We start from the raw sequence: 16,786 nt of genomic DNA, 5'->3' as shown, positions 1-16,786 counted from the left end.
GCGTGCGCCTGTGTTCGCACTGTTATGACCTGTTTCCGGCCTTGGAAAGAACGCAATTTCCTCACCTGGTTGAGGGTTAGTGCGGAAGAACGCCTTGCCGTCGGGGCTTGCGCCCCCGGCGGTCTGGCTGCAGAGATGCGAGCGAAGGCCCGTCAGGTGCGACAGGCACTGCTGGAAGGCTAGCAGAGACCTGGTGTGCCGCGCGGCGGGCGTGAGCATGGACCTCTTCACTCAACGGCTTCGAGCGTCTCGAAGTGAAACGGGCCGCGTACGCCGGTAGAAAAGCGTTCGGCCGCGTTGAGCGCTATCGCCAACCTTTCCTGAGGCGGAGAGTGGGCCGATGCGAAAAGCGCGCCCAGTGCGATTTGTTCGCCGCATCCACAGGCGTCGTAGCCATCGGCCGCCTCGCCGACCTGATAGTCCGTGCAGATTTTGAAGAGCCGTCCCTGATAGCCGACGAGGAAGGTGCCACCGCTCTCAGCTTCGTTGCGCTTCTGTGCGAAGCCGCCATCTTGAAGGCATCGGCGAAGCGCGTTCACAAACTCAGTTACCATAAACGCGTAGACATCTGTTTTGGCATGCCTTTCCGGCGGATCGAAGGAGTGTGCCAACAGCTGGCCCAATCTAAAGGAGCTCGTAAATCCGAAGATGAAGTCTTGCTTGCGGAAGACCTTGCGATCGGCCCGGATGGTAAGCGATCGGCCGTCCGAACCAGCGCTGTCGCCGCCGATGTGAACTGACCCATTATCAATAAGACCGACAATGCATGTCATCTGCTGCTGCTCCTCCTCATGTGGTCTGTGCCCGGGCTACTGTAGAACTGTTGCGGCAAGCAGCTCGACCGAGCCCTAGCGCCTGCCTCGGGGATTATGTGCAAGGATTGTACCAAGCAGCGCCCAGGCTTGCGCAATCGGTGGCAGATTGTTCGACGGTCTTCTTCGGCCGTCTTCGGTATCAGGGATGATCGCCACACTGGCAGCGCTGGAGGTGCTCGCGCCTAGAGGCGATGACAGCTGTACACAGTGCAAAAGGAGCGGCGGATGTCGGGTTTTGTCGATTGCGAGACAAGTAGCTCAATCACTTCCTGCTGTAGTCTCATTGAAGTTATTGAACGAAGCCCAGAAAATCAGCTCCGACAGCTTTGCTACGCAGCTGGCATGACTTTTGAAGATCCCTTGTCACAAGGCGGCGAGTGCCGACCGATATGACGTCCATCGATGGGAACGGAAGGACAAGCGGCATGTCAGATCTGCGTCAGATGCGCATTTTTTCGGGGATGGGCGTCACCCGTGGAATGCGAATATCCTACCGGTCCAGTCGGCAGCAACACTCACAATCGCCCGACGGTGGCGGATGGCCGCGTATGGACCTCGAGATGGATTTCGACGAACATGTGCTTGCCTGTGTTCTTTCGCGAGCGCTCGAGGAGATCGAAGCCGGTGAGGCGACGGCGACCGAGGCGACCGGCCTCTCACGTGGAGAGTTGCTGGACATCCTGACCCGCTGTTTCCCCACGAGCCTCATCCACGGCTTCTCCTTGGAAGAGGTGAGCAATCCCGAGCCTGGTATGGAAGAAGAACTTCTGCGTCGCCTGCTGCTGACGCATGCCCGCCCGGGCGACCCCACGAGCGCCCGCTTCGCCAAGATTGTCGCTCGGCGTGCCTTGCGCGATGGCCATCTCTGGCAGGAGCTCGGCCTCGTCGACCGGTCCGAGCTCAGCCGTTTGCTCGCAACGCATTTCCCCACACTGGCAGAGGGCAACACAAACAACATGAAATGGAAGAAGTATCTCTACCACAAGCTCTGCGAGGCTGAAGGCTTTTCTCTCTGTACCGCGCCGAGTTGCCGGGAATGCAACGAGTTCAAGAGTTGCTTCGGACCGGAGGAAGGCTAACCAGCCTCCCCGGGGTCGCGCTCGGGATCTGTCAGCGGAAATAAGTCCGTCAGGCCTTTGACCGCCATTGAAGCCGTACACGATTTTCGCGGCGGCGTTGCACGGAGGAGGGTATGTTCATTGCCTCCCGATACTTTGTGACGGTGCGGCGCGCAATGCTGATGCCTGTTTCCTTTAGTCGGGCGACGATTTCATCGTCGGAAAGCACGTCATCGGCCGTTTCTGCGGCGATGATCGCCTTAATGCGATGGCGGACAGCTTCAGCGGAATGCGCATCCCCGCCTTGGGTGGAGGCGATCGCGACTGTGAAAAAATACTTTAGCTCGAAGACGCCGCGCGGAGTGAGCATGTACTTGTTCGATGTCACCCGACTTACAGTCGACTCGTGCATGTCGATCGCCTCAGCGACGGTCTTAAGGTTGAGCGGCCGAAGATGGGCGATGCCATGTTCCAGAAACACATCCTGCTGACGGACGATTTCAGTGGCTACCTTCAGGATCGTTTTGGCGCGCTGATCGAGGCTGCGAGCCAGCCAACTCGCGTTTTCTAAGCATTCGTTGAGGAATGCCTGATCTGCCGAATTGTTTGCGGTCAGGCGAGAAACTTCGGCAAAATAGGTTTGGTTGATCAGCACTTTGGGCAGAGTGTCGGGATTAAGCTCGATTTGCCATCCGCCTCCTGGCGAGGGCAGAACCCAGACGTCGGGTATGATATAGTCCGGACCTCCGGATTGATATCGGTTTCCAGGCTTAGGATCGAGCATGCGGACTTCATGCAACATGTCGAGGAGGTCGTCTTCGTCAACTCCGCAAAGCCGCGTCAAAGCCTGAAAGTCGCGTTGTGCCAACATCTCAAGATTGGCGATCAACGCTGCCATCGCCGGGTCGAAGCGATCTCGTTGGCGCAACTGTATCTCAAGGCATTCGCTGAGAGTTCGAGCGAATATTCCCGGTGGATCAAGGAGCTGCAAGGTTCCGAGAACCCGTTCTACATCAGCCTCTTGGACACTCAGCCTCCGGGCAAGCTCCAAAAGGTCTACATGAATATACCCAGTGTCTTCCAGATGTCTGGCAAGCTCGCCAGCGATTAGCCGCTCCTGTGGCGTGAATGCAGTAAGGGCGACCTGACGAGCGACATGGTCCTGCAATGTTTCCGCTGAGGCGGCAAACTCCGCCGGGTCAGGCCTTTCCCCGGAGGCGCTGTTGGGTGTGTCGCGGATCGACTTCCATTGCCCGAGCAGTTCCGAGTTCTCGGACCTCGGCCCATCTGCGTTGTTTGCGCGCGCGCAGATGCTTGGATCTTTCCCTGGGAATGACGATGGATCGGCAGAGGTCGCGCTATCGTTCGACGCCAATTCCAGGAATGGGTTCTTTTCAATTTCCTGCTCGACGAACTGATGCAGTTCGCAATGCGCCAGTTGCAGCAAGCGTATCGACGCGATGAGTTGGGGCGTCATCACGAGCGATTGCTGCTGACGTTGAAGAAGGCCTACAAAGGACTCCATGAAGAGCGAAACTCCTGTCGAGCGACGCACCGGGCCGTGCGTGATGGTGGCTGTGAAACGGTGGCTGCTCCTCTAGGTCATGCGGCGGCCGGGGCCTTTAGCCTTTCGAGGATATTTTGTGGAGACGTGACGCCATAGGGGTCGGCTTCGCAGTTGTCGGAGAGGCCTTCCTCCTCGAACCACTGCTCCACCACGCCATTATTGATTATCGCTGCGTAGCGCCAGGAGCGCATCCCGAATCCGAGATTCTCCTTGGCGACCAGCATGCCCATCTTGCGGGTGAATTCGCCCGAGCCATCGGGAATGAGCTTCACGTTCTTCAGCCCCTGGGCCCTGCTCCAGGCGTTCATGACGAATGCATCATTGACGGAGAGACAGTAGATCTCGTCGATGCGCTCCTTCCGGAACTCGGTGTAGAGGTCCTCGAAGTCGGGCAGCTGGTAGGTGGAGCAGGTTGGGGTGAACGCGCCCGGCAGCGAGAACAGGATGACCCGCTTGCCCTTGAAGTAGTCGTCGGATGTCTTGGTCTCCCAACGATATGGGTTTGGGCCACCAATAGACTCGTCGCGAACACGCGTGCGAAAGGTGACGAACGGAACCTTCTTTCTGATGGTCATCAATATTGCTCCTCTACAAGAAGACCTGACGCATTGCTGCTTAGGTAAGGCTCACGCTAATCCGCCTAGCCCACATATGGTCGTGCAAGTGCCATGCCATCCTAGATGGCGGGATCGCGCTCTTTAGCGCGGAGCAGCCTTGCCTTGCGCGGGAGGGCCCTTCCCAAGCACACCCGATAACTGCTGTCGGCAGCGAGGGTCCCATAGGTGGGACTTTCTTGTGTCCGAAGCCGGACAACAATGTAGGAGTCCCGACCAAAGTTGACGCTTGCAGACACTCTTTTGAGAACTGCTGAAGCAAGTATAGGCCGTATATATTCCCAAATATATCCGACACACTACTTGCACATGGTCCCTAATGTATTCATTTGAGTTTAAGGAGGGATGACAATGGGCAAGGTGACGGCATTTTCAGTGAACGCCAACGTGATGGATCTCATGCGATTTGATGGCGCAACGCTTCGAACGATAAGCAGAGCGAGAAACGACTCGCGCATCTACCGTCGGGCTGCCGCTCGCCGCAGCTCGCCGGCAAGAACTCAAATGGCACGAGATCGGCAGTTAAGAAGCCCTCTATGTCGCAGAGAAATTCATTCGGCTTGGCCTCCCGCTCAAGAGACTCGAAAGAGTACGCAGCCGGAGCTCTGCTGTCGGCGGCGAGGTAAGGAAAAATGATCCGCTATCTCTTCGATGCTGCAAATGCTGTGACCGCCCTTGGACTGATATTTGCAATGAGCGCGATTTACTTGGTGCTTGTCGAACGTTTCGATGCCGGCATTTGTTTCGCACTATGGGCACTCTTAGCGGATGACGCCGACGGCATGATTGCAAAAAGCTCGCCGAATCGCACGGCCGTGACGGCGCAATTCGGGCGCGCCTTCGATGGACTCGCTGATCTGATTTACGCTGCGGTTTTCCCTGCAATTTTGATTTTGTCATTTAACGCGTTTTCAGTTCCCGCGTTTCTAGCTGCTGTGTGTCTGGTTCTATCCGGAGCGCTGCGGCTGAGCTATTTTTTAACATTTGGGCTCGATGCCGATGGATTCGGTAGAGGACTGCCTCTCAACAACGATCTATTCGTCTTGGCGTTTCTCTTTGCTGCGAACCACTATTTCCCGATCCAAAGCCTTGGGACCGTGTTGATCGGGGCGGCGTTTATGCTTTCGGTCCTTCATCTCTCAACCTTCAGGTTTCCCGGCACGGGCAACAAACTGCGGCTCACAAACCTGACGCTCGCGGCAGTGGGATCTATCGGGCTGCTTGCTGGGGGGCTCGGAAGGTAATCGTCAGGAGGAGAAGCAATGGATACGGCATTCGAGGTCGAAACACGTGCAGTCTTTGATCGCTATCAGCGACAGCAGGAGGAGGATGAGCATATCTTTAGCCGGTTAGTGTCGTTGATCGATGAGGAGTATTTCGGGTTTGATCCAGGCGGGTTTCGTGGACTGAGCATCCTCGATGCCGGCTGCGGCTCCAACGCGAATGCATCCTACGCGTTTCTGGAAAAAGGCGCCGCAAAAGTCATTTCGCTCGAGCTCGGTGAGGAATGGATGGATTGCGCCGCGCGTCGATTATCGAAATTCGGTGCTCGATCATCGCTTGTCGGCGGAAGTGTTCTCAATCTGCCATTTGATGACAACAGCTTTGACTTTGTGCACTGCGCTGGTGTTCTGCCTCACACGGCTGATCCGCGACAAGGGTTCGATGAACTGGCGCGGGTGACGCGCGCCGGCGGTCACTTCTTCCTCACGATCATGGGGACCGGAAATGGTATTCTATATCGTTGCATCAATCATTTGCGCGAACTGTACGCTTCGGATGCCCAGTTCCGGCAAACGGTTGACAATCTCGACGGTAGGACGGCGCAAGAGGCTCTCGACTGGATTTTCGCCATCAGGAGCGGACATGAGCGCCCCTCGGTGAAGGGCGAGGAAGACTTCCTGCGCAGCCTTTTCGACGACGATCTTTTCGTCACATTGCGCGATCGGTTCCAGGCGCCGACGTATCACGAGTTCGCCTTTACCGAACAACAAATGCGTGACTGGTATCGCGAGAACGGTTTCGAGACGGTACGGCGGGTCTCAAGATACACGAAAGGCTTCAAAAATCTTCGCCGGTTTCTGGCTCCCATGTATCTGCACTACGACCACCCGCTCGCCAGGTTTTGGTTTGGAGACGGCTGCATACAGATGATTGCGGTCAAGGCTACGGAAAGCCTGTCAGACGTCGTGCGATAACCATGCTGGCGCCCGTGGAAAATAGGCTCGGATTGCGGGAAGGAGGCTACATTGTGCGGCATTTTTGGTTTCATAGCCCATGCGCATGATACCTCCCTCTCGAGAGACGTTTTGGAGCGCTGCGCGGAAGAGATTGCCCATCGCGGACCAGATGCCGCCGGTTGCTACATTGGCCGGAATTTTGGGTTTGCCCATCGCCGGCTTTCGATTATCGATCTCGACCCTCGTTCCAATCAGCCGTTCGTTGAAGCGGATACCGGGATTGTCATCACCTACAATGGCGAAATCTACAACTTCCGGGAACTTCGCGTCGGGCTAGAGAAGGAAGGAGCGATATTTCGCACCGCGTCCGATACGGAGGTGATCTGCAAGGCCTTCGCCAGGTGGGGGCCCGACTGCCTACACATGTTTCGAGGGATGTTCGCCTTTGCGCTCCATGATCCGCGCTCTCAAGCCACATTCTTGGTTCGCGATCGTCTAGGAATAAAGCCTCTCTACTACGCTGATACGCCGACGGGCCTTGCTTTCGCTTCGCAGCCGTCAGCAATTCTTCGTTGGCCCGGTGTCAATGCGTCCATTGATCCGATCGGGGTGTCGAGCTTCCTTTCGTTCCGCGCCGTCTTTGGCGAGCGTTCGCTGTTTAGCAACATCAAGAAGATGCCTCCCGGCACTTGGATGCGCTTGCAGGGAGGCGAGCGGCTGCACGAGCGGTGGTGGTCGCCAAAACCGGGCAAGGTGGAAAACGCCCGTATTCACCATATGATCGGCGCCGCTGTTGAGGAACACCTCGTCGCAGACACACCGGTGGCGGCGCTCCTGTCTGGAGGCTTGGATTCCAGCATCGTTGCTTACGAGATCACCAATCGCTCATCGGCGAAACCCACTTGTTACACGGGGGTCGTCGAAGGAGAGGGCTATGACGAAAGTCCGTTTGCCGCTGAAGTCGCGGCAGCGATAGGTGCACCTCACCGCCTCGTTCCCCTGAAGTCGACGACTGACATTGAGACCGTAACGCGACTTACTGCACTCCGTTGTCATCCGCTCGGCATGCACAATGAAACGGCTATGCACCTCCTCGCGCAACATGTCGGGGCGGAATGCAAAGTCGTGCTAACTGGTGAAGGCGCTGACGAACTCTTTGCCGGATACAGTCGGATCTATCGACTGCCCTTCGATTTGATGCGCGACAGCGGGCTTGCGTGGATTCCCGCCCGGTTCGGCCGCACATTACGGCAACATATCGGCCTGCCGAACGAACGGTGCTCGGAATTCGAGCTGTTCTTAAATCAGTACGCGTACTTCCCGATTGATGAAAAACTATCGCTGGCCAAGAAGGCGTGGAGCCATGCAATCAACGATGACGAGACGCTGATCGGGTGGATGAAAGAGACATACTTTTCGGCAGGTGACAGTCCAGCCGCTCGCATAGCCCGCTTCTTCGTTGAACATCATTTGACCGCCCTGCTGGAGATGGTCGACAACACGACGATGGCAGCGGGTGTCGAGGCTCGTGTTCCCTTCACCGATCATCGGATCGTCGAGCGGGCGCTATCGATGCGGCCCGCAGAGCGTCTGCGCTGGCGCAGCAGGTGGGCCGCGGTGAAGGCTTTCACAACGCCGGTCAGCTCGTTTAGCGAGCGTTTGGACGTCTCAAAAGTGCCGTTGCGGGACGCCTACACCCAAGTGCTGCCGTTGTCCGTCATCACACGCAAAAAGCTCGGTTTTCCGTTGCCGTTGGGTAACTGGGCAGCCGGCGAGGGATCGCGTCCTTTTCGAGACCTGTTATTTAAGAGCACCCCTGCTATCGCCGACTTCATCGATGTCGGGGCGCTTAGACGCTGGTACGACGCGAAGGCTGCTCGCGCGTCCGATGCATTTGGGAGGCAATTTTGGCTCATCAGCAATCTCGAAATCTTCCTGCGACAGCACTAACGGTTTTGCGCGGTGCCGTCGGAAAGAGGGCTTGCAAACCCTCGAAGGGTTGCCGTTCGCCGCCATTCTGATTCTCGCAGGCCCGCTCGGCCTGACTTTCCCATTCGGTCGGCCAATCGCATTTCGCTGTCCGCGCCGGCCAATCTGATTGGCCAGAGCCCATGAGGAGGATAGGCAATGAAAGCAGCGGTCTTTGAAATGACTGATCCCTTCCTAAGCGCTCCGAGACCAATCCGGAGTGACAACATCGTCCTGGAGCCGCTGAATGAGGGCCACGAGGAAGAGCTCCGCATCGCCGCGGCCGATGAGAGAATCTGGCAATTTCTCGGGACGAATGGCGCAACCGCTTCAGGATTTCGGGATTGGTTCGTCAGGATGATCGCAGAAACGGTGGACAGGCAACGGCGGGTCTATGCGGTTAGGACTGCTGGCGCCGGCAAAATTGTCGGGGCATCCGGATTCAAGGATATAGATGTCTACCAAGGGCGTGTGACGGTTGGCAGCACCTGGCTGTCGCCGCATGCCTGGGGCACCAACGTAAACGCGGAAGCGACTTTTTTGCTGCTGAAGCACCTCTATGAAGATCTGAGGGTCAATCGATGCGAATATTTTGTTCATACCGAGAATGTGAAGATGCTTGGGTTTCTCGATCGGATTGGCTTCGTGCAGGAAGGAGTTCTCAGAAGTCGATTCCGATTGAGCACGGGCGAGATTTGCGACTTGGCTGTCGCCAGCTGCCTGGGCGACGATTGGCACATCGTTAGGCAAAGGCTCCGGTCGCGAATGGACCGTAAGGGCCTTCATCTGGGGGCTTCGAATTCGGCGACACGACAGGACTGATAGGAATGGAACTTCAAACGTCAGATGTCAGAGAGCTGATGAATTTTTCGGATGATTGAGACGGAAAGGGGAGATCCGTACCCGAGACCTTGTTCGGCTCTTTGGAACCTCCGAGGAGACGGCCAAAGGCGAGATCTCAAGCTCTTCGCGTGAACCATGGCCACGCAGGGCATGCTGCATAGGTCTGCTCCCAGTAGCGAAGTTGGGCACGGACTACTGCGGCCCACCCGACAGTGTAGTGCCAGTAGATAATGCGAATTGCTCACATAGCTTTGGCCCGTATCCAACGAGACGGGATAAGTGCCGCCGTCGATCATTGGGGAATTTCCTCCCAGGTGGCCTCGGGACTTCGATGCAACCGCCTCATTGCTTCGCCCGCCCAACCTGTGCAACAAACGCGGCAAGAAGGCGTTCCCCAGCCGCCTCCACCGAACCCGAGTTGTCGATATGCACCACGTCAGCACCATCGACCAGATATTGATCACTTCGGATTAAACGCCCCCTGATGCTTTCTAGATCTTCGCGTCCCCGTTCGACCAGACGCCTTGCCAAGGCGTCTATTGGCGCGGTGACGTTGATGACAAGCAGTTGCGGGTATTGCCGCCGGGCTTTCGAAAGGACGGCGCGAGAGCCATTGGCCACAACGACATCGTCCTGCTCTAGCCACTTATCTATTTCCGAGGGAATGCCATAACAGAGGCCATGCGCCTGCCAATGAAGCCCGTAGGCGCCTGCGAGAAGCCGCCGCTGGAACTCGTCATAGTCAACCGCCTCATGGTCCTCCCCGACCGCGACTGGCCGACTGATGACCCGGCGTACGAAGCGAACGCGAGGATCATCTTTGAGCCGGCTTCGCACGTATTCGATCAACGTGTCTTTGCCCGCACCGCTTGGCCCCACAACAATGGCAAGTGCTCCGCGGGGCGACATCATTGGCCTCAGATCGCCGTCTTAAGCAACGCTTCGCCTTTCAAGGCGAACTGCGAACGAACGACGAAATTGCCCCCGCAGTCCTCCTGAACGAACAGGGACAGTGTGTCGATGCGGAAATCCTCGGACAGGTGCGGCTGGAAGACCTTTTCCAGGCGCGCCCTCGTTCGCGCGCGGCCCTCTTCCGGAACTCGGTCGGTCAGCGTCATATGAAAGGAAAATCGATCGAGGACATAGGGGTAGCCCCACTGGACGAGATGGGAGGTCTCGACTTCATCGAGCGGACGTTGCAGCCGCCGCTGCAGTTCCGGTGAGTTCATAGGGGCCCGGAACCGGTCGAACTCTTCGACAATCTGCGCAGCAAAACCGCGCAATGCCGGGATGGGAGTGGCGGGAGCGAGCGCAAAGAAGCCGCCGAGAAGATCGATCTTCAATGATCCGATCGGGCAAGGTGGCCGCGACGAAGCGAAGCTGCTGAGCGCCCATTCCAACTCATCGACCGATGCGCCTTCTCTCAACCGGAACGGCGCCTTGAGCGTTGCGTGAAAACCATATCGGCGCGGCTCAGAAGTTAGAAGGGCGTCTGCTTCCGATCGAGCCGCGCCGGTTACATCAGTTCTGCCGAAAGGATCATGGCCAAGCCATGCACTCGCCGCCCCGGTCAACGGATGTTCCCTAGCCGGTGTGTAGTAGATGGCATAGCGAGGAGTGGATGGCTCCGGCATCAGGCGCACGCCTCCGTCAGGGCAACAGCCGGTAGTGCCATGGCGGCCGACTGACTGCCGATCCCGAACAATCTGTCAGCAGCGGATTCGCGCACTTCCTCGTCGTGAAAGATGCCGACGATGGCAGCGCCGCGAGCCTTCGCCTCGTTGATCAGACCAACGACGGTCGCGCGATTAACGGCGTCGAGCGAGGCCGTCGGTTCGTCGAGCAGCAGGACCGGATAGTCGACCATGAAGCCACGGGCGATGTTGACGCGCTGCTGCTCGCCGCCGGAGAAGGTGGCTGGCGCCAGGGACCAGAGACGCTCAGGGATGCGCAGCCGTTTCAGCAAGGTTTTGGCGAGCGCCTTGGCCTCCTCCGCCGGCATGCCGTTGGCGACCGCTGGTTCGGCGACGACGTCGAGGGCACCGACGCGCGGGATGACGCGCAGGAATTGGCTGACATAGCCGATTGTCGAGCGGCGGATCTCCGCCACTTCCCATGGCTCGGCGGCGAGCAGATCGACGGTTTCGCCCATGTGCTCGACCAGGATCTGACCTTTATTCGGCTTGTAGTTGGCATACAGTGAGCGCAACAGGGTCGACTTGCCGGCGCCGGATGGTCCGTGCAGGCAGACGCATTCGCCGGACCTGACCGTGAGTTCGATGTTGTCGAAAACGGGCAGGACGATGCCGCCCTGGGTGTGGAGCGTGAAGCTTTTGGAAAGGCCAATGGCGCGAAGCGCGGCGTTCGGTAACGCGGTGTTCATGGAACGGTTCTCCCGGTGTCTGGTCGAAGACAACGTCTTGTGATCTGCGTTCTGTCAAAAGACCTGCCGGCCTTCTTTCCAGACTCTTCGGACAAGCGGAATGTCGTTGATCTCAATGACATGGCAGAGATCGGCTCGGGTGCCGACCTTGATCGCGCCTCTGTCGGCTAGCCCGGTCGCCGAAGCAGGGGCTGAACTGACGGTGGAGATGGCCTGCGGCAAGCTCATCCCGACCGGATCTCTGGTCAGTTGAAAGGCACCATGCAGGAGGCTCGCCGGAACGTAATCCGAGGCGAGGATATCGAGATGTCCGGTTGTCGCTAAATCCCGGGCGCTTATGTTTCCCGAATGCGAGTTGCCGCGAACGACGTTGGGTGCGCCCATCACGACACGAATGCCTAGCGAGTGCGCCATTTCCGCCGCCGCCCGCGTCGTCGGAAATTCAGATATCGAAACACCAGCATATATCGCTTCTTGAACATGCTCGGCTGTTTCATCGTCGTGACTGGCGAGCGGCAGTTGCCGAGCGCGGACAAGCGCGACGATGCGGGCCTGATTTTGAGGTCCAATCGTCCGGGACGCTTCCATCCATTCTTCAATACGGCGATCCGCGTCCTTGTCCGACCAGCCGTATTGCGTGATCTGCATTTGGCGGAAACGGTCGAGTTCCGGCGACTGACGATGACCGGGGGCGTGATCCATAACCGAGACGAGCTTCACGAGCGGATCGTCCACCAAGGGTGTCAATCTGGCCAGAACTTCCTCGTCCGTCACTTCACAGCGCAGGTGTAGAAGATGATCGGCTCGAAGCACACCACACTCCTGGGCTTCATGGATGCCATCTACGAGGATGGGCAGAATGCGAGCCCGATCGTCTTGCTTTCTGTAATCGCGGGTCGTTGACCCGATGCACAGGGAATCAAAAACCGTCGTAATGCCGGCTGCGGTGACCAGGGCATCATGGGCTACGACAGCGGACAGCGGATTCCAGACCACGCCGGCGCGCGGTAGAGCATGCTTCTCCAGATTGTCGGTATGAAGGTCGATAAGACCCGGTATCAGATAGCCTCCGTCGAGATCGATCGCCTTGGTGGCCTTGCTCCTGCCCGGGGCGATGTCATTGATGTGGCCGTCAACGACATGGACGGTTCCTTCATAAACCTCGTCAAGCAGGACAAGTCGTGCGCCGGTCAAGGTCAATTCGTTGGTGATGGAGCCTTTGACCGCCACACCGCACGATGAAGTGTCAGTTTCGAACATTTAAAGCACCGATGATACTAGAAGTTGAGTGTAGGCGTGATGCGGATCATCCAGGACCTGGTCTGCCAGACCGGTCTCCACAACGTTACCTCGCCACATCACGATGATGCGGTCCGCCAATAGCCGGGCAACGGAAAGATCATGGGTGACGATTACCGCCGAAATCCCACAGTCCAGAACCAACTGTCGCAGCAGATCCAACAGCCGAGCTTGGACCGAGACATCGAGCCCGCCTGTCGGCTCATCCATGAAGACGAGGCGCGGCTTGGTGACGAGAGTTCTGGCGATCTGCAGACGTTGCTGCATGCCGCCGGAAAAGGTTCTTGGATGGTGATCAGTGCGCCCCAGCTCAATCTCGACCCTGGCGAGCCAATTCTGGGCCTCCTCGCGTATGCGGCCATAATGCCGGGCACCGATGGCCATCGGTCGCTCGCCGATGTTGCCGCCTGCACTGACTTCCATTCTGAGGCCATCGCGCGGGTTCTGGTGCACGAGTCCCCAGTCGGTACGCATCAGCTTGCGTCGCTCTGGCTCTGACAAAGTCAGAATATCCGTTTGCCCTTTGTCATTGAGGTCGTAAACCACTGAGCCTGTGTCCGGCATCAATCGCCCCGAAAGGCAGTTGAGCATGGTCGACTTGCCCGATCCGGATTCACCGACGATGGCGATAATCTCCCCTGGAAAGAGGTCGAAGGAAATGTTCTGACAGCCGATCGTCTTTCCATAGCCCTTCGTAAGATTTTGCACGGAGAGCAGTGGTTGTCGGCGATTGGGTTGGACCTGAATTGCAGTTCTCATCGTGGTTCCGGTCCCTTCTCGGTTTTGGAGGTCGGGAGCGATCCAGTAGGATTCTGGCCTTCACCCTGATGCCCAAAGTGACCTTGGCCTCGACGGGCTGCGCAGTAGTCGGTGTCGGAGCAAACGAACATTCGCTGCCCGCTATCATTCACGACGATCTCGTCGAGGTAACTGTCGGTTGCCCCACAAAGCGAGCAACATTGCCTCCATTTCTGCACCCGGAAGGGATGATCTTCGAAGTCGAGATTCTGCACGCGCGTGTAGGGTGGGACAGCATAGATCCGCTTTTCGCGGCCTGCGCCGTAAAGCTGGATTGCCGGATTGTCCGCAACCTTCGGATTGTCGAATTTGGGAATAGGCGACGGCGACATCAGATATCGCCCGTTGGTCATAACCGGATAGCTGTGAGCCGTGGCAATGTGGCCGAAGCGCGCAATGTCTTCGTAAAGCTGGACGCTCATCAAGCCGTACTCTGCATAGGCATGCATCTTTCGCGTCTCAGACTCCCTTGGTTCCAGACTGCGCAACGGTTCGGGCGAGGGGACCTGGTATACGATGACCTGACCCTCTCTGAGAGGCGTCTCTGGCACGCGATGGCGTGTCTGAATGATTGTTGCCGCAGCGGTTTGTTCGGTCGTCTCGATCCCAGCCACGCGCTTGAAAAATCGGCGGATCGAGACCGCGTTCGTGGCGTCGTCCGCACCTTGGTCGATCACCTTGAGCGTGTCGTTTGGACCGATAACGCTGGCCGTCACTTGTATGCCGCCGGTGCCCCATCCGTAGGCGAGCGGCATTTCGCGGCTGCCAAACGGAACCTGCAGGCCGGGAACGGCCATCGCCTTCAAGATGCACCTTCGGATCATCCGTTTGGACTGCTCGTCGAGATAGGCAAAGTTGTAGGCTTGGCCGGCCTGCTTGGCCGCATCGTCAAGAGTGCCAGTCATTACTCAGCCGCCTCCTTGGTTGAAAGGCTGCAGACCTGCTCCTCGCGCAACCGCCGTATGAATTGCAGGTCACCCTGAAAATCGACGTAGTGAGGTAAGGTCAAATGCGAAACGAACCCAGCCGCCTCGAGATTGTCGGTATGAGAGAGGACGAATTCCTCGTCCTGTGCGGGGTATTTCACATCCTCGCCATATTCACTGGACCGCAATGAGCGATCGACGATCGCCATTCCCATCGCTTTCCGCTCACTCTTTCCGAAGGAGAGCCCGTATCCCCGCGTGAAGCGCGCCGGCTCGTCGTCCGTGCCTGCAAACAAGTCCAGCATCTGGCATTCGGCGACGGTGATGTCTCCTATCGAAACTGGAAAGCCCAGTTCCTCGGGAACGACTTCGATCGCGACGTCTCCGACCCGGGTTTCGCCGACATAGGGATGGGCCGCGCCGTAGCCACGCAGGGCGGAATAAGCCAATCCCACGACAAATCCTTCGTCGCCACGCGCAAGATTTTGCAGACGCTGATCGCGACCCGCCGGCAATGCCAGAGGCTCTCGCGTCAGATCGAAAACTGACGCTTCGTCAGGCGCAGGCACTTCTGCCTCGATCAGGCCTTCATCGGAGATGCTGTCGAAAGCACGCGGACAATTGTCGTCGAGCGGGGTCGCAGCCAGTTCCGCTTTCGTCTCCTCGACCTCAGCGTTGTCGAGGAGGTCGAAATCAAGCAGTCGATGCGTGTATTCGTAGGTCGAACCGAGGACCTGTCCCCCAGGAACGTCTTTGAAGGTCGCGGAGATCCGTCGCTGGATGGCCATGCGGTCCGTATCTATCGCATTCGACACTGCGAAGCGCGGTAAGGTCGTGCGAAACGCCCGCAGGAGGAAGATCGCCTCGACTGCGTCGCCCTGGGCCTGCTTCAATGCCAAGGCCGCAAGTTCTCTGTCGTAGACAGAGCCCTCGCACATTACCCGGTCTACGGCGAGACCGAGTTGCTCGGCGATCTGAGAAACCGTAAGTTCGGGAACCTCAGGAACGCCGCGTCTATCCTCTGCGATCAAGCGGTGCGAGTTGAGGATAGCCTGTTCGCCCCCTTTTACAGCCACATACGCCATTTAAATCTCCACCGATATGCTGCGAGAAAGAGCAATGATTGCGCTTTCGGAGGCAAAGAGGACATCGACCCCGATCGGGTAAAAGTCCTGAGTGAGCTGCCAATCTTGCCAGAACCACGACGGAAGCCCCTCGATGGCGACTGAGACCTCGTGCTGGATCCCCGGCCCACGCCACCGAACCGGTGGACCGCCAATAAAGGAGGGCACCTGGACAACAATGGTCGTCGAGGTCTGGGGCTCCAACTCGGTGCCGAGCTGAAACTCTGCTAGGCGCGGCATCGTCGTCGGATCAGCCACGATGGCAAATACCGCTTGCTCGGCGCCATCAGCGAACGGCGTCCCGCAGTGAAACCCAAGGTAATTACGCACGTCGCCGCGATTGCATCGGGAATCGAGCCAAACGGGCGTTTCGAAGTCTGCCAATGTGAGGCAAGCCGAGACGGTCGCCGGTGCGAGCGGCCCGACTGCCGTAGTTACAAAGCCAAGCGTTTGCGGGCGCCCTACATATCCATAGGCATCCAGAATTCGGCGGAACGTGTCTTGGCTATCGAAGACGGGATTTGTGAATCCGGGCCCGATCCCGGAAGTGTCCATAACGCTGCTCATTCCGGACTCGTGCCCCGCGCCATTGCAAAAAAATCGACCTTTGTGGAAGCCGCCTTGCGGCTCTTCAGCTCACGTCCGCTCGCTTGCATCGCTTCAAATCGAGCGACCAATTCACGACTCGCGGCGGCGACCTCATCTTCCCGCTGCAGGATCGCATCGAAGACTGCCGCCAGTTCCGCATGGCGTTGGTCGCGTCCGAGCACGAAGGCGAACCCCGTCGTGCCATCGGCGAACCTCAGGGCACATCGGGTCATCGTGGCCTCACCGAGGTTGAACGGGCTGCCGGTACCACCTGCGCGTCCACGCACCAGCACGAGGCCGGTCTCGGGCCGACGCAGCCATTCATATTGCGGGGCGATGGGCAGATCGTTCCAGGCGCCCTCAAGGTCACAGCACCTCGTTCGCGCCAGAACCGCCATCCATCGCTGTCTGTTTCCGATTTGATTGCGTACTTGCATTTGCCGCTTATCCAATGGCTGACCTACGGGCCGCGCTGCTGATAACTAGATGTCTAGGTATCTAGGTATGTGCTCTTTGCAACACTTTGATGACAGAAGCTGTTTCAGCAAAAAAGTTTTGGTCAGATTAACACAGGGAAGAAGAGCGGCGCTGGGTGGCTGGAGCCGCGAATGCGCTCGCAATCT

At 57.9% G+C, this 16,786-nt stretch carries 17 protein-coding genes; 5 read left to right on the top strand and 12 right to left on the bottom strand.

Annotated features, from left to right (window positions below; genetic code table 11):
* Window positions 1–227: 227 nt before the first annotated feature.
* Entirely contained in the window at window positions 228–773 is a 546-nt protein-coding gene (locus tag CO656_RS26030; RefSeq protein WP_018097507.1) for a hypothetical protein, read from the bottom strand.
* A 590-nt stretch (window positions 774–1,363) separates the two neighbouring features.
* On the opposite strand from CO656_RS26030, the gene CO656_RS26025 reads away from it, so the two are divergent.
* Entirely contained in the window at window positions 1,364–1,894 is a 531-nt protein-coding gene (locus tag CO656_RS26025) for a nitrogen fixation protein NifQ (RefSeq protein WP_097527681.1), read from the top strand.
* Window positions 1,895–1,943: 49 nt separating this feature from the next.
* On the opposite strand, the gene rpoN is transcribed toward CO656_RS26025, so the two are convergent.
* Together rpoN and CO656_RS26015 are read right to left on the bottom strand one after the other, a co-directional pair.
* Entirely contained in the window at window positions 1,944–3,398 is a 1,455-nt protein-coding gene (gene rpoN / locus CO656_RS26020) for an RNA polymerase factor sigma-54 (RefSeq protein WP_097527680.1), read from the bottom strand.
* A 77-nt stretch (window positions 3,399–3,475) separates the two neighbouring features.
* Complete coding sequence (locus tag CO656_RS26015; RefSeq protein ID WP_097527679.1) at window positions 3,476–4,015, bottom strand: peroxiredoxin; 540 nt, start codon at window positions 4,013–4,015, stop codon at window positions 3,476–3,478.
* A 671-nt stretch (window positions 4,016–4,686) separates the two neighbouring features.
* Here CO656_RS26015 and CO656_RS26010 point away from each other — a divergent pair.
* From CO656_RS26010 to CO656_RS25995, 4 genes are all read left to right on the top strand, one after another.
* Entirely contained in the window at window positions 4,687–5,298 is a 612-nt protein-coding gene (locus tag CO656_RS26010; protein WP_097527678.1) for a CDP-alcohol phosphatidyltransferase family protein, read from the top strand.
* 18 nt (window positions 5,299–5,316) lie between these two features.
* A complete protein-coding gene (locus tag CO656_RS26005) occupies window positions 5,317–6,252 on the top strand; it encodes a class I SAM-dependent methyltransferase (RefSeq protein WP_097527677.1) in 936 nt (311 codons plus the stop codon).
* Between the two features lie 51 nt (window positions 6,253–6,303).
* Window positions 6,304–8,184: an asparagine synthase (glutamine-hydrolyzing) gene (gene asnB, locus CO656_RS26000; RefSeq protein WP_097527676.1), complete on the top strand. Its 1,881-nt coding sequence runs from the start codon at window positions 6,304–6,306 to the stop codon at window positions 8,182–8,184.
* 177 nt (window positions 8,185–8,361) lie between these two features.
* On the top strand, window positions 8,362–9,024 hold the full coding sequence (locus CO656_RS25995) for a GNAT family N-acetyltransferase (RefSeq protein WP_097527675.1): 663 nt from the start codon (window positions 8,362–8,364) through the stop codon (window positions 9,022–9,024).
* A gap of 363 nt (window positions 9,025–9,387) precedes the next feature.
* Here CO656_RS25995 and phnN read toward each other — a convergent pair whose 3' ends face one another.
* The 9 genes from phnN to phnG are packed head-to-tail and all read right to left on the bottom strand — an operon-like array spanning window position 9,388 to window position 16,600.
* Window positions 9,388–9,957, bottom strand: coding sequence for a phosphonate metabolism protein/1,5-bisphosphokinase (PRPP-forming) PhnN (gene phnN, locus CO656_RS25990; protein ID WP_097527674.1), 570 nt, complete (start codon window positions 9,955–9,957; stop codon window positions 9,388–9,390).
* A 5-nt stretch (window positions 9,958–9,962) separates the two neighbouring features.
* The gene (locus CO656_RS25985) at window positions 9,963–10,679 is read right to left on the bottom strand and encodes a DUF1045 domain-containing protein (protein WP_097527673.1); all 717 of its coding nucleotides are present in this window, start codon (window positions 10,677–10,679) and stop codon (window positions 9,963–9,965) included.
* On the bottom strand, window positions 10,679–11,428 hold the full coding sequence (gene phnL / locus CO656_RS25980) for a phosphonate C-P lyase system protein PhnL (RefSeq protein ID WP_097527672.1): 750 nt from the start codon (window positions 11,426–11,428) through the stop codon (window positions 10,679–10,681). The genes CO656_RS25985 and phnL overlap by 1 nt, the downstream gene beginning before the upstream one ends.
* Before the next feature lie 54 nt (window positions 11,429–11,482).
* On the bottom strand, window positions 11,483–12,688 hold the full coding sequence (phnM, locus tag CO656_RS25975) for a phosphonate metabolism protein PhnM (protein WP_097527671.1): 1,206 nt from the start codon (window positions 12,686–12,688) through the stop codon (window positions 11,483–11,485).
* The gene (gene phnK / locus CO656_RS25970; RefSeq protein WP_097527670.1) at window positions 12,689–13,486 is read right to left on the bottom strand and encodes a phosphonate C-P lyase system protein PhnK; all 798 of its coding nucleotides are present in this window, start codon (window positions 13,484–13,486) and stop codon (window positions 12,689–12,691) included. It abuts the gene before it with no gap.
* Window positions 13,483–14,430, bottom strand: coding sequence for an alpha-D-ribose 1-methylphosphonate 5-phosphate C-P-lyase PhnJ (locus CO656_RS25965; protein ID WP_097527669.1), 948 nt, complete (start codon window positions 14,428–14,430; stop codon window positions 13,483–13,485). Before CO656_RS25965 ends, phnK begins: the two co-directional genes overlap by 4 nt.
* A complete protein-coding gene (locus CO656_RS25960) occupies window positions 14,430–15,536 on the bottom strand; it encodes a carbon-phosphorus lyase complex subunit PhnI (RefSeq protein WP_097527668.1) in 1,107 nt (368 codons plus the stop codon). The genes CO656_RS25965 and CO656_RS25960 overlap by 1 nt, the downstream gene beginning before the upstream one ends.
* Window positions 15,537–16,142 carry a phosphonate C-P lyase system protein PhnH gene (gene phnH, locus CO656_RS25955; protein ID WP_097527667.1) on the bottom strand — a complete coding sequence of 202 codons (606 nt, stop codon included), beginning with the start codon at window positions 16,140–16,142 and terminating at the stop codon, window positions 15,537–15,539.
* Window positions 16,139–16,600: a phosphonate C-P lyase system protein PhnG gene (gene phnG / locus CO656_RS25950; RefSeq protein WP_234819639.1), complete on the bottom strand. Its 462-nt coding sequence runs from the start codon at window positions 16,598–16,600 to the stop codon at window positions 16,139–16,141. Before phnG ends, phnH begins: the two co-directional genes overlap by 4 nt.
* Window positions 16,601–16,786: the final 186 nt, after the last annotated feature.

It is taken from the genome of Sinorhizobium sp. FG01 (assembly GCF_002531875.1).
Classification (GTDB): Bacteria; Pseudomonadota; Alphaproteobacteria; order Rhizobiales; family Rhizobiaceae; genus Sinorhizobium; species Sinorhizobium fredii_C.
Note: the sequence above shows the minus strand (reverse complement) of the source record. Positions and strands in the feature narration are given on the sequence as shown.